This window comes from Lewinellaceae bacterium, assembly GCA_020636135.1.
Taxonomy (GTDB): Bacteria; Bacteroidota; Bacteroidia; order Chitinophagales; family Saprospiraceae; genus JAGQXC01.
The window spans coordinates 3,104,032-3,118,935 of record JACJYK010000001.1; the positions used below are offsets into that span (position 1 = coordinate 3,104,032).

The following is a 14,904-nucleotide window of genomic DNA, read 5'->3' on the forward strand; positions in this document are numbered from 1 at the left end:
ATAAGAGGCTGGTTTCAAATCCCGCGCCGGGCTTTTTCTTTTTCCAGCAGGGTGAGTTCCCTGCCAAGGTCACCCGTAACCGAAGTATTCTCTTCCGCCCGGCGAATAAGGTAATGGATCACTTTCTGTACCGGACCATAAACCACATATTTAGCTACATTAAATCCGGCATCCGCCAGGTTAAAGGTGATGTTATCACTCATCCCCTGAAGCTGGCAAAAGTTGAGATTGGGGTGATTGCGGTGAATACCTCGCTCTACGATCAATTGTGCCTGCAGCATGTTGCTGGCCGCATTGTGGGATGCATTGCAGGAGGCCATCGTATCGTAATGGTCTACACAAAACCGTACGGCGTCATCGTATGCTTCATCGGTAGCTTTTTTGTCCGGGTGAATGGGTGATGGATATCCTTTTTCAGCAGCCCTCTCACGCTCTTTATCCATATAAGCGCCACGCACCAACTTTGCTCCCAGCAGGTAGCCCTTGTCCTGGGCGTCGGTATAGGACTTTTTCAGGTAAGCCAGCCGGTCGGTACGGTACATCTGAAAAGTGTTGTACACGACTACTTTCTCGCGATTGTATTTCTCCATCATTTCCTCGACCAGGCGATCGATGGTTTCCTGCATCCAGCTTTCCTCGGCATCCACAAAGATCTTCACATCCAGTTCGGCCGCTTTCCGGGACATCTGGTCCAACCGGTCGTATACCCGGTTATAAGCAGCCTGTTCCGCAGAGGAAAGATCGGTACGCCGACCAACCAACTCAAGCGTGCGGTCATTTGCCAGCGCAGTGACTTTGGTGCTCACCACCGGAATGCTGCTGTTGGAACCTGCAAATTCAATGGCGCGCAGAAACTCGGCACATGCTTTATCCAGATCCGGCTCGTCGGATTGACCTTCTGCACCATAATCCAGTACGGTCAGTACGCGGTGACGCTGGAGGTCATCCACCGTCGACTGTGTTTCACGTAAATTAGTGCCCCCGCAAAATTGCCTGAAGATCGTCTTCTTGATCACCCATTTTGTAAATGGAAAATGGATCCTGAGGGCCAGTAGGCTGGCTGTTGAACCCCACTCCACCAGCCTGGGCTGGTTCATCAATTTGAACAGTAACGTGGTCGCTTTGAGTTCGCCATCCGGTTTGTGGGCAAATGCGATCTGGGTATTATTAAAATCCAAATTTAAGTCGGCTGTTTCCATATTGGTTTTAAACACATACTATCTCAGGGCGCTGAACCTTTCTTCATTCCAGATTTCCCAGGCCTTTTCTGCTTGCAGATGCAGCATTTCCAGGCCATTCACCCCTACTGCTCCCTGAGCTTCTCCAAGCTGCAAAAATAGCGTTTTTTCAGGATTGTAAATCAAATCAACCAGCAAATGTCCTCTGCCGAGCGCATCGTAGGGAATCGGGGGACAGGCGTCGGTATGCGGCGTCATACCCACTGGAGTGGTGTTAATGAGCAGGGTAGCCTGTTGCATTAACTCGACATTGACGTCCGCATAAGCCAATGCGTCCGCCCTGCGCTTTCGTGATACCAGCTGATAGCCGATATTCAACTGCCGTAACACATAGGTCACCGCTCTGGAGGCTCCGCCCGTGCCGAGTACGAGTGCCTGCCGATGTGATGGTCTAAGGTGAGCCAGCAGTGATTCCCGGAAGCCATAAACATCGGAATTGTATCCAACCAACTGGCCTTCTGTCCTACGGATTACATTGACCGCACCTACAGCCGCCGCCTCCGGGGAAAGCATGTCAAGATAGCGGATAACCTGTTGTTTATAAGGAATGGTAACATTGATGCCTTCGAGCTCCGGATATTGAGTCAGCAATTCCGGAAATTGACCAATATCCTCGATTGGGAACAGTTCATAACGGCAACCTGTTAAACCTTCCCGCTCAAACTTAGCCGTGAAGTATTTCCTGGAAAATGAGTGTGAAAGCGGATAGCCAATCAATCCAAACAGGCGTCCGGTCATGAAATCTTGATTTTGGCCGTGAATATACTGTCAAAATGGCACACTTCTGTTTTTATGCTTATCTTTGTCGTCCTTTAAAATTCAGATCGCATTCGATGCAAACGACCATTTCGACAACCAGGGTTCCACTGGAAGAAGACAAACAAGGCGAAGTATTTGCCTCTGGTGATGCCCTCCCGGTAAAGCCTGAAGGTGCCCGTCTCTTTTACATCGAAAGCTACGGCTGCCAGATGAATTTCAACGATAGTGAGATCGTTGCTTCGATCCTGGGAGAAGCAGGGTTTCATTCCACGCGGGATGTCGAGTCGGCTGATCTGATCCTGATCAATACCTGCAGCATCCGGGAAAAGGCCGAAGAAACCGTGCGCAAACGTCTGCGGGTGTTTGATAAAATGAAAACGCAGCGACCTGGCACGATGGTAGGTGTGCTGGGCTGTATGGCTGAACGTCTCAAGACCAAATTGCTGGATGAGGAAAAACTGGTCGATCTGGTCGTCGGGCCGGATGCCTATCGTGATCTTCCTGGCCTGGTTGCCGGGGCAGAAGAAGGGACCCGCGGGGTAAACGTGTTTTTAAGCCGCGAAGAAACCTATGCCGATATCAGCCCCGTCCGTCTGGATTCCAATGGCGTCTCCGCCTTTATCTCTATCATGCGGGGATGTGACAACATGTGTTCTTTTTGTGTCGTACCGTACACACGCGGACGGGAAAGGAGCCGTGATGCATTTTCCATTGTAGCTGAAGCCGTAGCATTGTTTGAACAGGGGTACCGCGAAGTCACCCTGCTGGGGCAAAATGTCGATTCCTATAAATGGGAACATCCGGAAACCGGAGAAATGGTCCGTTTTGCCCGCCTTCTGACGATGGTTGCAGACGTTCACCCTAAACTCCGGGTACGGTTTTCAACATCTCATCCCAAGGATATGACCGATGAAGTGTTGCACGCCATGGCACAATACCACAACATTTGCAACTACATCCATCTACCGGTACAATCTGGCAACAGCCGCATCCTCGATTTGATGAACCGCACCTATGACCGGGAGTGGTACATGGATCGCATCCGGGCCATTCGCAGGATCATCCCCTACTGTGCCATATCTTCTGACATCATTGCAGGGTTCTGCAGCGAGACCGACGAGGAACATCAGGATACCCTTTCCATGATGGAGTGGGCTGGCTACAGCATGTCCTATATGTTTTGTTACTCCGAACGTCCCGGCACTCCGGCAGCACGCAAACTGACGGATGATGTACCTGAAGAAACCAAAAAGAAAAGGCTGGAAGAGATCATCCAATTACAGACCCGCATCTCCCTGGCTAATAATCTGCGCGACATCGGAAGTACGTTTGAAGTACTGATCGAAGGAGACTCCAGACGATCCACAGAAGAATTCAAAGGGAGGAACTCCCAGAATAAAATGATCGTATTTCCCAAGGCTCCCGGACTAAATCCCGGAGATTATGTGGAAGTACGCATCTCGGAAGCGACCAGTGCAACCCTGCGGGGTGAAATCGTAAATCCATAATATGGCGGAAACCAGCCTCCAATCGGTCAAACAACGCTTTGGTATCATCGGGCGTTCTGCTCTCCTGGATCGTGCCCTGAGCACCGCCATCCGTGTGGCCAACACCGACCTCACTGTGCTGATCAATGGAGAAAGCGGAGTCGGCAAGGAAGTATTTTCAAAGATCATTCACGGGTTAAGTAACCGCAAACATGCGCCCTTCATTGCAGTCAACTGCGGAGCTATCCCGGAAGGAACCATCAACTCCGAATTATTCGGCCATGAGAAAGGAGCATTCACCGGCGCTACCGGTGACCGGAAAGGCTATTTTGAAACCGTCCACGGTGGTACCATATTCCTGGATGAGGTCGGAGAAATGCCTTTGGACACCCAGGCCTATCTGTTGCGTATTCTGGAAACCGGGGAATACATCCGGGTGGGAAGTTCCAAAGTACAGAAAACCGATGTAAGGGTGATCGCCGCAACCAACGTCGATCTGTTGGTGCGGATAAAAGAAGGAAAATTCCGTGAAGATCTGTACTACCGGCTGAACACCGTACCCATCTATGTGCCGGCGCTGCGGGAACGGAGAGAAGATATTTATATGCTTTTCAGGAAGTTTGCCCATGATTTCGGAGAAAAGTACCGGACCTCTTCCATTGTGCTGACCGACGATGCCGTACAAATTCTGGAAAATTATTCCTGGCCCGGCAATATCCGGGAGTTGAAGAACCTTGCCGAGCAACTATCCGTGTTAACCGATCAAAACGAGATCGATGCGGAAACACTCGCCCACTTTTTTCCTCAGTTCCTTAAAAGGAATTTACCCGTCCAGCATATCGATGCAAGTAAGGAAAATCTCTCCGAGCGGGAGATTCTTTACAAGTTGCTCTTCGACATGAAAAGTGATCTGACGGATCTGAAGCAGCTTGTATTTGGTCTGATCTCCACCAATAATCTGGACATGCCCGAATACGAAGTAGGGTCGATGTCTCCGCCCCTGATCGAAGCCCAGAAACCGTTCCCCGAAAGCAGGCCCCACGATGATCGCCCGATCATCCTCTCCGACTCGGCCCGGGACACCTATGCCAAAACGGAAGTAGTCGAAGAAAACCTTTCGATCGAAGAAATGGAGAAAGAGTTAATCCTCAAAGCATTGCGCAAGCATCAGGGAAAGCGTAAATATGCAGCACAGGAACTAGGCATTTCCGAACGCACGTTGTATCGTAAAATCAATCAGTATCATCTTGACTAAGTGGAAAACAATTACGCTGCTGACGCTATCCATCGCCTTTTTCTCCGGTTGCTACAGTTTTAAGGGGATCAGCATTCCGGATGAGGCATCAACGTTCAGCGCCATACCATTCGAAGATCAAACACGAGGTGGTAACGCTCCTCCTCCAACCATCTTTAACCAATTTACCGAATCGCTGAAAGACAAGGTCCGAAATGAGACCAAGCTTAACCTGGTCAATGGTGATGCAGACATTGAATTCTCCGGAGGAATCACACGTTTTGACGTATCCTACGAAGCGCCATCGGCCAACGACCAAGCCATCGGAGGCACCTCCGGCGCATTCAACCGGCTCACCATAACCGTGGAGGTCAATTTCACCTATCGGAAGGATGACACGAAAAACTGGAAGCAATCTTTCACCTTTTATGCTGATTTTGAAGCAGATGAAAACCTTTCTGATGTTCAAGATGAAAAGATAAAAACTATATTTGATCAAATCTTGGAACAAATTTTCCAGAAAGCCTTCGGAGACTGGTAGTGGAAAAAAAAGACCTGATATATTATTTAACCGATCTGAGCCGCGTGCAGGATCTGAAGCAGGAAGAGCTGGAAGCCTGGCTGGCGCAATACCCATACAGCCAAAACCTTCATCTCCTGAAAGCCAAAAAACAATACCTGCAGGAAGGAGCCTTTTCAGAAGGTGATGTCATTTACGCCACACAGCGATCCCATTTTTTCCGTCAGGTCGAAGAACAGACCTGGGATACATTTGAGGTTGAAAAGGAGATGCCGGTTCAGGCCCAGCGTTATGCGACCAAAATACCACTAATGACCGGAGAGGAGGATCATGCCATACCGGAAGAAATGGCTGAAGAAACCTCCGATACAACGACCGGTTCACTGGAAAATAACCTGGTGTCTGTCGAAGAATTACCTGCAGAAATACCGGTAGAAGTACCTGAAACAGATACCGCGCCTCAAATGCAGGGCTCCGATCCGACCCTGATTCCGGCCATCATCAAAACCATGCTGTCATCCGGAGAAATACCAGTCGGACCAAAGCCGGAGATAACCCCGGAATCCCCAGTCATACCGGCCGTTCCAGTGGAGGCCAATGCATCAAAGACTCCTGTCTCAGCTGAAAAACCGGTACCGTCCTCAAAAGAAAAACAAGCTTCAAGGACCATTCCTACCGTACCGAATGGGAACGGCATATCCCCATTCACCAAATGGCTGCATGATCTGCGTCGGCCATTCGAAGAGCCATCCATTCCACTGGAAGAAGATGAGGAGATAGACCTGGACATTCCATTGACGGCTCCGCAGCAAGAGACTACGGAGGGGGCCATTTCGACTGGAAACAATCAAATTCCGGTGACTTCAAAATCCGAAGAAAAGGAACCTGCTTTAACGCCCGAAGTGGAACCAAACCTTTCCCCGGAACAAGTCACCTCCGGTTCATCCGAGCAGGACACTAAAAATCCATATGTGGAGCTGGCGAAAAGCAGCAATGAAGTCAAGGACCATATCGGTTCGGAAACCCTGGCCAAGCTATTGTACAATCAGGGATTCCGCGATCTCGCCATCCAGATGTACGAAAGATTAGCCTTGAAAAGTCCGGAAAAAAGTAGTTACTTTGCGGACCAAATTCGAATCATTCGCGAAAATCTATAATCATGTTAGGATTTATCACCGTGTTTACTGCTTTTGTTTGTGTCCTGCTGATGTTAGTGGTTCTCATCCAGAACCCTAAAGGAGGAGGTATTGACTCCACCTTTGGCGGGAGCAGTGCAAATCAAATGTTTGGTGCAGCAAAGTCCACTGATTTCATTGAAAAATTGACCTGGGGACTGGCAGCAGCCCTGTTCATACTCTGCATAATCAGTGCCATCATGGTCGGTGGTGCTACCACACCGGTAACGCCGGCAGGCTAATAAACCACTTGAAAATTATTATCATGGCTGTACGAGGCACTTGCTCCGTACAGCTTTTTATTTTTCAGCAAATCCATTGAAAATGGTCACCTGGACAAACAAGGTATCTTACTTGTGACTACCCTTTCAAATACCTGATCGTCAAGGCAAGATTCCGGGAATGAACAGCAGGCACCAAGCGGGGAAACTTGGACCAATAAAATAGTGTGCAGCAGCCTTTACCTGCAAAGTATGGCAGAAAACATTTCAATCGCTGATAAAATCTGTCATCCTGTCACATCGTCAGGGACCTTGATTCGTCATGAACCTGACAGATTAAGCAAAAATGACAGGAAAAACCAAATGGCATAAGAAATGTTAATGGAAAGGTGTCCAACGGACAAGTAATCGAAGAATTTCTCAAAAGTTTCAAAAAACAAAAACGATATGAGGCCTATCAATGATCGAGTTGTTATTAAACCAGCTCCGGCAGAAGAAAAGACCAAAGGTGGTATTATCATTCCGGACACGGCAAAAGAAAAACCACAGCGTGGTGAAGTCGTCGCCGTTGGTCCTGGTAAAGATGGAAATGCAATGACCGTTAAGAAAGGTGACGTGGTATTGTACGGCAAATACGCCGGCCAGGAATTGAATTATGAAGGTAATGACTACCTCATCATGCGTGAGGATGACATCCTGGTGATCCTGTAAACACAGCGACCACCGAAACCTATTTTAAAACAATCCAAAATTTCAACGACATATGTCAAAACAAATAAGCTTTAACTCAGAAGCAAGAGAGAGACTAAAAAATGGGATTGATGCCCTGGCCAACGCGGTGAAAGTCACCCTGGGCCCTAAAGGCCGTAATGTGGTCTTACAGAAAAGCTTTGGAGCTCCTTCCATAACCAAGGATGGTGTTACCGTAGCTAAAGACATCGAGCTGGAAGACCCGGTAGAAAATATGGGTGCCCAGATGGTGAAAGAAGTCGCTTCCAAGACTGCAGATCAGGCTGGTGACGGAACTACCACCGCTACAGTCCTGGCTCAGGCTATGGTGACCGCCGGTATGAAAAACGTTACTGCCGGTGCTAACCCGATGGACCTGAAGCGCGGTATCGATAAAGCCGTTCGCGCGGTTGTTGAAAATCTGCACAGCAGCTCCGAAACCATCGGTGATGACTTCAAAAAGATCCAGCAAGTGGCTGCGATTTCCGCCAATAACGATGATGAAATCGGTTCCCTGATCGCCGATGCGATGAAAAGAGTTTCCAAAGACGGTGTGATCACCGTAGAGGAAGCCAAAGGTACCGACACCTATGTAGAAGAAGTACTCGGTATGCAGTTCGACCGTGGTTATTTGTCACCATACTTCGTGACCAACACGGAAGAAATGACCTCCGAATATGAAAATCCGCTGATCCTTATCCATGATAAGAAGATCTCCAACATGCAGGATATCGTGCCAATCCTGGAGAAAGCCATCTCCTCCGGCCGTCCCCTGCTGATCATTGCTGAAGACATCGAGTCACAGGCTTTGGGTGTACTGGTGGTTAACCGCCTGCGTGCCAATCTGAAAATCGTTGCCGTAAAGGCCCCTGGCTTCGGTGACCGTCGGAAAGCCATGCTGGAAGACATCGCCATCCTGACCGGTGGCACCGTCATCTCCGAGGAGAAAGGTTATAAACTGGAGAATACCGAACTGGAACACCTGGGTAGCTGCGAAAAGATCACCGTGGATAAAGACAACACCACCATCGTAAATGGACATGGTGATGAGTCTATGATCAAAGCCCGCATCAACCAGATCAAACAGCAAATCGAAACAACCACTTCCGATTACGATCGTGAGAAATTGCAGGAGCGTTTGGCTAAACTGTCCGGCGGGGTTGCCGTACTGTATGTTGGCGCACCTACCGAAGTGGAAATGAAAGAGAAGAAAGACCGCGTGGATGATGCATTGCATGCAACCCGTGCTGCTATCGAAGAAGGTATCGTACCTGGTGGTGGTGTTGCCCTGGTTCGTGCGATCACCGCACTTGATGCCGTGAAAGGCGCCAATGAGGATGAAGCCATCGGTGTTAACATCGTTCGCAAATCCCTCGAGGCTCCACTGCGCATCATCGCTGAAAATGCCGGTGTGGAAGGTTCTGTGATCCTCCAGGAAGTACGTGCTTCAAAAGGAGCCAAAGGCTACAACGCCCGTACCGGAGAATTCGAGGACCTGAAAAAAGCAGGTGTCATCGACCCGACCAAAGTGACCCGCGTTGCTTTGGAGAACGCCGCTTCCATCGCCGGAATGGTCCTGACTACCGAATGTGTCGTCAACGACAAGCCGGAACCGAAAGAGGCTGCTGCACCTCCGCACATGCCGGGTGGTGGAATGATGTAATAAGAACATTCAAACTGAGTAATAAAGGGAATCCGGTATCCGGGTTCCCTTTTTTATTTTCCAACCTTCTGATTAAATAACAAGGCATCAAACCAAAATTGCTGTTTGCAATTGAATCTAAAAAACACCATCCTTCATGTGTACGGCTAATTGAATCCATTGTGAATCAATTGTTATTTTAGAATAATCCAAGCTTAAATGACGGTGACATCAGGTTCTCAAAACAGTCTTTTATTTGAACAAACGATGCCAATCGTAACCGGGACCGGATTTGGTATTAAAGCACATGGAAAGCTATCTTAGTACCAACACCGATCCTTAGATTAAACAACCAGACAACCTAAAGTCAACCACCATGGATACCACTGCTTACATCGCCACCCCGGGAAAAACCATACGATTAGCGGATTATAAAACCAGTGATGATGGAGGATTAACTAAAAAAGAAGCCAAACACCAGTTAAAGAAAGATATCGGGCACATCAGCGATCTGCAATATCGTTTGTACGCTGAAAACCGCAGAGCACTCCTTATTTTATTTCAGGCGATGGACAGCGGAGGCAAGGACAGCGCCATCAAGCACATCATGTCCGGCATCAATCCCCAGGGTTGCGAGGTCACCAGCTTTAAACATCCCAGCACACAGGAACTGGAACACAATTACATCTGGAGGCATTACATTCGCTTGCCGGACCGTGGCCGTATTGGCATTTTTAACCGTTCGGTTTATGAAAATGTGCTGATCACCAAAGTTCACCCGGAGCTGATCCTTTCCGAGAATCTGCCCGGTATCACGGCAGTCAAAGACATCACACCGGCATTCTGGAACCGCAGGTATCGTCAAATCAACCAGTTTGAACGCACGATCTCGGAAAATGGAACGGTCATCCTGAAATTCTTCCTGCATCTCTCGAAAGAAGAACAGCGGCAGCGATTCCTGGAGCGTATACACAATCCTGAAAAAAACTGGAAGTTCTCCTACGACGATATCCGGGAGCGTCATTTCTGGGATAGCTACCAGCAAGCTTATGAACAAGCCATCAATCATACGTCAACAACGTTCGCGCCCTGGTACATCATCCCTGCAGATCATAAACTGTATACCCATGTTATCATGGGAAACATCATTGCCGAAACCCTGGACAGGATGAACATCAAGATGCCCTTGCCTACCGACGAAGAATTGAAACTTCTGCAAAAAGGGAAAGAAGAGTTGTCGGCAGAAAAGCTGTAACTCCTAAGGGAAACTGTTTATTTCCGCAGCATAATTGCTGTTACCAGTTCGGAATTACCTTCGATAACGTTGGGCTTTCCGTATCTTGAACCAGATCATCTGAGGGAAATGAGTCAAACCTTTTTTCCCTATAATTCAAGGTAAAGCAAACATGAAATATCGCATTCAACTGGTAACTCTCCTTCTTCTGATTTCGGGAATGGTCTACAGCCAGCGGCAGGACAATAATGTATCCAGAGATCTCACCTGGCGTAACATTGGCCCTGCAAATATGATGGGCAGGGTTGCCGCCATCGATGCCCTCAATACCGACTACCGGCATGTGGTGGTCGCCTCCGCTTCCGGAGGTGTTTTCCTTTCGACCAATGGCGGATGGACCTGGGATGCCATCTTCGACCGCTATGGCGCCGGATCCATCGGATCGGTCACCCTGTGTCAAGAACATCCGGAGATCATCTGGGTTGGCACAGGTGAATCCGTAAACCGCAATAGCAGCGGCTGGGGTGATGGCATCTATAAATCGCTGGATGGAGGAAAGACCTTTCAACGCATGGGACTTACCACCACCAATCACATCAAAACCATTGTGATTCATCCCAGGGATCCTAATATTGTCTATGCTGCAGCAGAAGGTCACTTATGGGGTTATTCCGGTGATCGCGGGTTATTCAAGACAACCGACGGCGGTAAGTCCTGGACCAAACTAACCAACGGCCTGCCGGATGACGGCAAAACCGGATGCTCGGATATTGTCATGCACCCTGGCAACCCCAATATCCTGTACGCTGCTTTCTACCAGCGATTGCGTGAACCCGACTGGTTTACCAGTGGTGGACCCAATGGTGGTATTTTTATGAGCAAGGACGGTGGAAAATCATGGGTCAAACTGACCAATGGCCTGCCCACTGGTGAAACCGGCAACATTGATCTGTCTATCCAGCGTGCCAATCCAAAGATCCTCGTTGCTGCCGTTGAAGCGGACGAGAACCTGCCTCCCGGCGTTCCGGGCACCGGAGTTTATCGTTCAGATGACGGAGGGAAGAGCTGGCGATATCTACTTAAGCATGCCGTTCGTCCATTTTACCACGGACAAATTGAAATCGACCCCAGCGACGCCAATAATATCTATGTTGTGGGCCGTGATTTCCGTATATCCAACGACGGAGGTAAGACCTTCCATGAGCGTGATTGGAATACCCAGGGAGGAGACGATCACGATCTATGGATTGCCCCAAACGATAACAAAATCATGTATCTGGCCACTGACCAGGGACTACGGCTAACCATCGATGGCGGCAAGTCCTTTCTATCGTTTAATAACATGGCTATTGGCCAATATTATGCGATCGGCGTGGACATGCGCGATCCGTACTGGGTGATCGGCGGATTACAGGACAACGCCCTTTGGATTGGACCTTCCAACAGCCGTGAATACCGTGGCATACTCAATATGCACAATACCTGGCTTGGCGAAGGTGATGGTTTTCATGCCCAGATTGACCCGACCAATTACCGTATTGCCTATATCGTGAATCACGTAGGTTTTGCCGCCAAAGTGAATATCGAGACCCGTGATTACCAATACATCACACCTACCCCGGAAACCGTGGTGAATTTCAAAGATTACTTCGATCCGGATTTCCCGGACGGCCGCATCCGCTATACCATCGACCCGGGTGAGCATTGGTTTTTTTACGAACGAAAGGACCGCCCTACCCTGCCTCCGCAATTCCGGTTCAACTGGAACAGCCCTTTGGTGATGTCGCCCCACAACCCGAACACCCTCTACTTCGGTGGCAATCACCTGTTCAAAACAGTGGATCAGGGGAATTCCTGGCACATCATCAGCCCCGACCTGACATCCAATGATCCGAAGCGGAGGGACCCAACGAACAGCGGTGGGCTGACCCGCAGTGTGACCGGAGGTGAGAATCACTACACCATCATGACGATCGCTGAGTCACCTCTCGATGATCAGGAGATCTGGGTCGGCACCGATGACGGCCATGTACAAGTGACCCGGAATGGGGGAGCAACCTGGTTCGACGCATCTACCACAATTCCAGGTTTGCCCGAACGCTCCTGGATCAGCCGGGTTGAACCTTCCCATCACCAGGCAGGCACCTGCTATGTGACCGTTGACAACCACCGGAACGATGACATGAAGCCTTATGTATACCGGACGCGTGATTTTGGGAAGACATGGGAAAACTTAAGTGCTGGACTGCCGGACAACTATAGCGTGTATTCTCTTTGCGAAGATCCGGTCAATGCCAGTTTACTTTTTGTGGGTACCGAACAAGCCGTCCACGTTTCATTGGATGGAGGCGCCCACTGGCAGGAGCTGATGGCAGGCATGCCCACCGTAGCAATGTATGATCTGTTGATCCATCCCCGTGATGGCGACCTGATTGCCGGCACCCACGGCAGAAGCATCTGGATCCTGGATGATATCAGCCCGCTGCGACAGCTGACCCCGCAGGTTATGCAGGAAGATTTCCACTTGTTCCAATCCCGGCAGGGCACCCTCTGGGACCGGATCAATCTCGGTCGGAAACAGCCTGATTTTGAATTTCGTGGTAAAAACCCGGAGCGCGGGGTCTATATCGATTTCTGGCAAAAAAATGCTTCTCCGGACACGGTAACCATCACCGTGCAGGATGCATTCGGTCCTGGAAAGAAAATCATCAAAAGTCCTGCACACCAGGGCTTGAACCGGGTGATCTGGCATTATCAGACCGATATCCAGCAGGAAGCCATCACAGCTTATAAGTCTGGGTTAACCCAAAACATCCGCGACCTGAAAAAGATGGTAGCTTCCGCTTCATTGCAGGACACCCTTAACCAACTGGCTGGAAAGCTCGCAGAAGCAACCCGGTTGCGGGCTATACATGCTGTACGGCTGGATATGATCCAGCAGTTTAGTGGATATGCCGGAGGCCAGGCCTTCTTTGAACCAAAACTGATGCCTGAGGAGGCAAAGCCGGGCTTCTATAGGATCACCGTCCAATCGGGCAGTCAGGAGCAAAACATAGTGGTGGAGGTACGGGATGACCCGATGAACGGGCAGGAATAGATAAGAAGCCGGTGCAGGATTGACGTTTGACATTACAGGATGCTCATTTGATTTAGGTAGGTTATAACCATTCGCAGATACAGTGATCCATATCATATGATTTGTGACCGCTATAATTTACTTACTCTTATAAGAAAAGCAATCCCAATAAATGGCCGAAGTAGCAGTTCACGAAGGCCGTGTGATGGCAGTCAGAGGCAGCGTAATCGATATTCGATTTACCGAAGGGCTACCTGAGATCTTTACCCTGCTCACCGCTGGTAAAGATCAGCAGATCATCATAGAAGTACAGTCTCTCCTGGATATACAAGTTGTACGAGGGATTGCATTGACGCCTGCCGAAGGATTAGCCCGGGGAAGTATCGTACAAAATACGGGCCATCGGCTGGAAGCACCGACGGGCAATAACGTGCTATCCCGGATGTTCAACGTATTCGGGAAGCCCATTGATCACCTGCCCGATCCGGTAGATATTACCTGGCGATCGGTTCATCAGCAGCCTCCCTCCTTAAGCCGCCGGTCCGCCCAGACCGAGATCTTTGAGACCGGAATTAAAATCATTGACGTGCTGGCTCCACTTGAGCGGGGCGGGAAAGCCGGGTTATTCGGAGGCGCCGGGGTAGGCAAAACGGTATTGCTGACGGAAGTAATCCACAATATCGTAGGGCAGCAGAAGGGCGTAAGCATATTCTGCGGCATCGGAGAACGGTGTCGCGAAGGCGAGGAATTGTACAGTACCATGAAAGAAGCCGGCGTATTGCCCCACATGGCCATGGTATTCGGTCAGATGAATGAGCCTCCCGGCAGCAGGTTCCGTGTTGGTTTTACCGCACTGACACTTGCCGAGTATTTCAGAGATGAAGAAAAAAAGGATGTTTTGCTTCTGATTGACAACATCTTCCGGTTTATCCAGGCAGGTATGGAGGTGTCCGGAATGCTGGGCCAAATGCCATCCAGGCTGGGTTATCAACCCACCATGGCCTCTGACCTGGCGCAATTGGAAGAACGCATTTCCAATACAGAATCGGGTGCCATCACTTCCATCCAGGCTGTCTACGTACCGGCGGATGATCTTACGGATCCGGCGGCAGTCCATACCTTTTCGCATTTATCCGCCTCCATCGTATTATCCCGTAAACGTGCCAGTGAAGGCCTTTATCCCGCTATCGATCCCCTCGAGTCCAATTCAAAAATGGCCACACCGGGTATCGTCGGGGAACGTCATTACCGGATAGCCCAGGCAATCCGGCGTACGCTCGCACAATACGAAGAATTGAAGGACATCATCGCCATGATGGGATTGGAACAGCTGTCCGCCGAAGACCGCAAAGTTGTGACCCGGGCCAGGCAGCTGGAGCGTTTTCTTACACAGCCGTTCTTTACCACCGAGCAGTTCAGCGGCATACCTGGTAAATTTGTGTCCCTGCAGGATGCCCTGACCGGATGTGAGCAAATTCTTAACGATGCATTCGCAGATCAACCGGAACAAGGATTTTATATGATTGGCCCGATTACCGACCTGAAACCGGATTCATCCACGTCTAAACCGGATAACCATGAATCTTGAA

General features: G+C 49.6%; 12 protein-coding genes. 10 read left to right on the top strand and 2 right to left on the bottom strand.

Annotated elements, in window-relative coordinates; translation table 11 throughout:
- Positions 1-14 precede the first annotated feature (14 nt).
- Positions 15-1,199, bottom strand: coding sequence for a proline dehydrogenase family protein (locus tag H6570_11890; protein ID MCB9319979.1), 1,185 nt, complete (start codon positions 1,197-1,199; stop codon positions 15-17).
- An 18-nt stretch (positions 1,200-1,217) separates the two neighbouring features.
- The gene (locus H6570_11895; protein ID MCB9319980.1) at positions 1,218-1,976 is read right to left on the bottom strand and encodes a shikimate dehydrogenase; all 759 of its coding nucleotides are present in this window, start codon (positions 1,974-1,976) and stop codon (positions 1,218-1,220) included.
- Between the two features lie 95 nt (positions 1,977-2,071).
- Between H6570_11895 and miaB the strand changes: the two genes are divergently transcribed.
- From miaB to H6570_11945, 10 genes are all read left to right on the top strand, one after another.
- Entirely contained in the window at positions 2,072-3,505 is a 1,434-nt protein-coding gene (gene miaB / locus H6570_11900) for a tRNA (N6-isopentenyl adenosine(37)-C2)-methylthiotransferase MiaB (protein MCB9319981.1), read from the top strand.
- A gap of 1 nt (position 3,506) precedes the next feature.
- Positions 3,507-4,739 (top strand): sigma-54-dependent Fis family transcriptional regulator, encoded by a 1,233-nt coding sequence (locus H6570_11905; GenBank protein MCB9319982.1) that lies wholly within the window; start codon positions 3,507-3,509, stop codon positions 4,737-4,739.
- Entirely contained in the window at positions 4,732-5,259 is a 528-nt protein-coding gene (locus tag H6570_11910; protein ID MCB9319983.1) for an LptE family protein, read from the top strand. Before H6570_11905 ends, H6570_11910 begins: the two co-directional genes overlap by 8 nt.
- Positions 5,259-6,395: a hypothetical protein gene (locus tag H6570_11915; GenBank protein MCB9319984.1), complete on the top strand. Its 1,137-nt coding sequence runs from the start codon at positions 5,259-5,261 to the stop codon at positions 6,393-6,395. Before H6570_11910 ends, H6570_11915 begins: the two co-directional genes overlap by 1 nt.
- 2 nt (positions 6,396-6,397) lie before the next feature.
- On the top strand, positions 6,398-6,655 hold the full coding sequence (gene secG / locus H6570_11920; protein ID MCB9319985.1) for a preprotein translocase subunit SecG: 258 nt from the start codon (positions 6,398-6,400) through the stop codon (positions 6,653-6,655).
- Positions 6,656-7,081: 426 nt separating this feature from the next.
- Entirely contained in the window at positions 7,082-7,345 is a 264-nt protein-coding gene (locus H6570_11925) for a co-chaperone GroES (protein MCB9319986.1), read from the top strand.
- Positions 7,346-7,397: 52 nt separating this feature from the next.
- The gene (gene groL / locus H6570_11930) at positions 7,398-9,026 is read left to right on the top strand and encodes a chaperonin GroEL (GenBank protein ID MCB9319987.1); all 1,629 of its coding nucleotides are present in this window, start codon (positions 7,398-7,400) and stop codon (positions 9,024-9,026) included.
- Positions 9,027-9,381: 355 nt separating this feature from the next.
- Complete coding sequence (locus H6570_11935) at positions 9,382-10,260, top strand: polyphosphate kinase 2 family protein (protein ID MCB9319988.1); 879 nt, start codon at positions 9,382-9,384, stop codon at positions 10,258-10,260.
- A 151-nt stretch (positions 10,261-10,411) separates the two neighbouring features.
- Positions 10,412-13,336 carry a hypothetical protein gene (locus tag H6570_11940; GenBank protein ID MCB9319989.1) on the top strand — a complete coding sequence of 975 codons (2,925 nt, stop codon included), beginning with the start codon at positions 10,412-10,414 and terminating at the stop codon, positions 13,334-13,336.
- A gap of 151 nt (positions 13,337-13,487) precedes the next feature.
- The gene (locus H6570_11945; GenBank protein MCB9319990.1) at positions 13,488-14,903 is read left to right on the top strand and encodes a F0F1 ATP synthase subunit beta; all 1,416 of its coding nucleotides are present in this window, start codon (positions 13,488-13,490) and stop codon (positions 14,901-14,903) included.
- Position 14,904: the final 1 nt, after the last annotated feature.

Excerpts from the sequence above, each read along its gene's own strand:
- H6570_11925 (MCB9319986.1), top strand. The coding sequence starts at position 7,082 with ATGAGGCCTATCAATGATCGAGTTGTTATTAAACCAGCTCCGGCAGAA.
- H6570_11940 (MCB9319989.1), top strand. The coding sequence starts at position 10,412 with ATGAAATATCGCATTCAACTGGTAACTCTCCTTCTTCTGATTTCGGGA.
- H6570_11895 (MCB9319980.1), bottom strand. The coding sequence starts at position 1,976 with ATGACCGGACGCCTGTTTGGATTGATTGGCTATCCGCTTTCACACTCA.
- H6570_11945 (MCB9319990.1), top strand. The coding sequence starts at position 13,488 with ATGGCCGAAGTAGCAGTTCACGAAGGCCGTGTGATGGCAGTCAGAGGC.
- secG (MCB9319985.1), top strand. The coding sequence starts at position 6,398 with ATGTTAGGATTTATCACCGTGTTTACTGCTTTTGTTTGTGTCCTGCTG.
- H6570_11890 (MCB9319979.1), bottom strand. The coding sequence starts at position 1,199 with ATGGAAACAGCCGACTTAAATTTGGATTTTAATAATACCCAGATCGCA.
- miaB (MCB9319981.1), top strand. The coding sequence starts at position 2,072 with ATGCAAACGACCATTTCGACAACCAGGGTTCCACTGGAAGAAGACAAA.
- groL (MCB9319987.1), top strand. The coding sequence starts at position 7,398 with ATGTCAAAACAAATAAGCTTTAACTCAGAAGCAAGAGAGAGACTAAAA.
- H6570_11935 (MCB9319988.1), top strand. The coding sequence starts at position 9,382 with ATGGATACCACTGCTTACATCGCCACCCCGGGAAAAACCATACGATTA.
- H6570_11905 (MCB9319982.1), top strand. The coding sequence starts at position 3,507 with ATGGCGGAAACCAGCCTCCAATCGGTCAAACAACGCTTTGGTATCATC.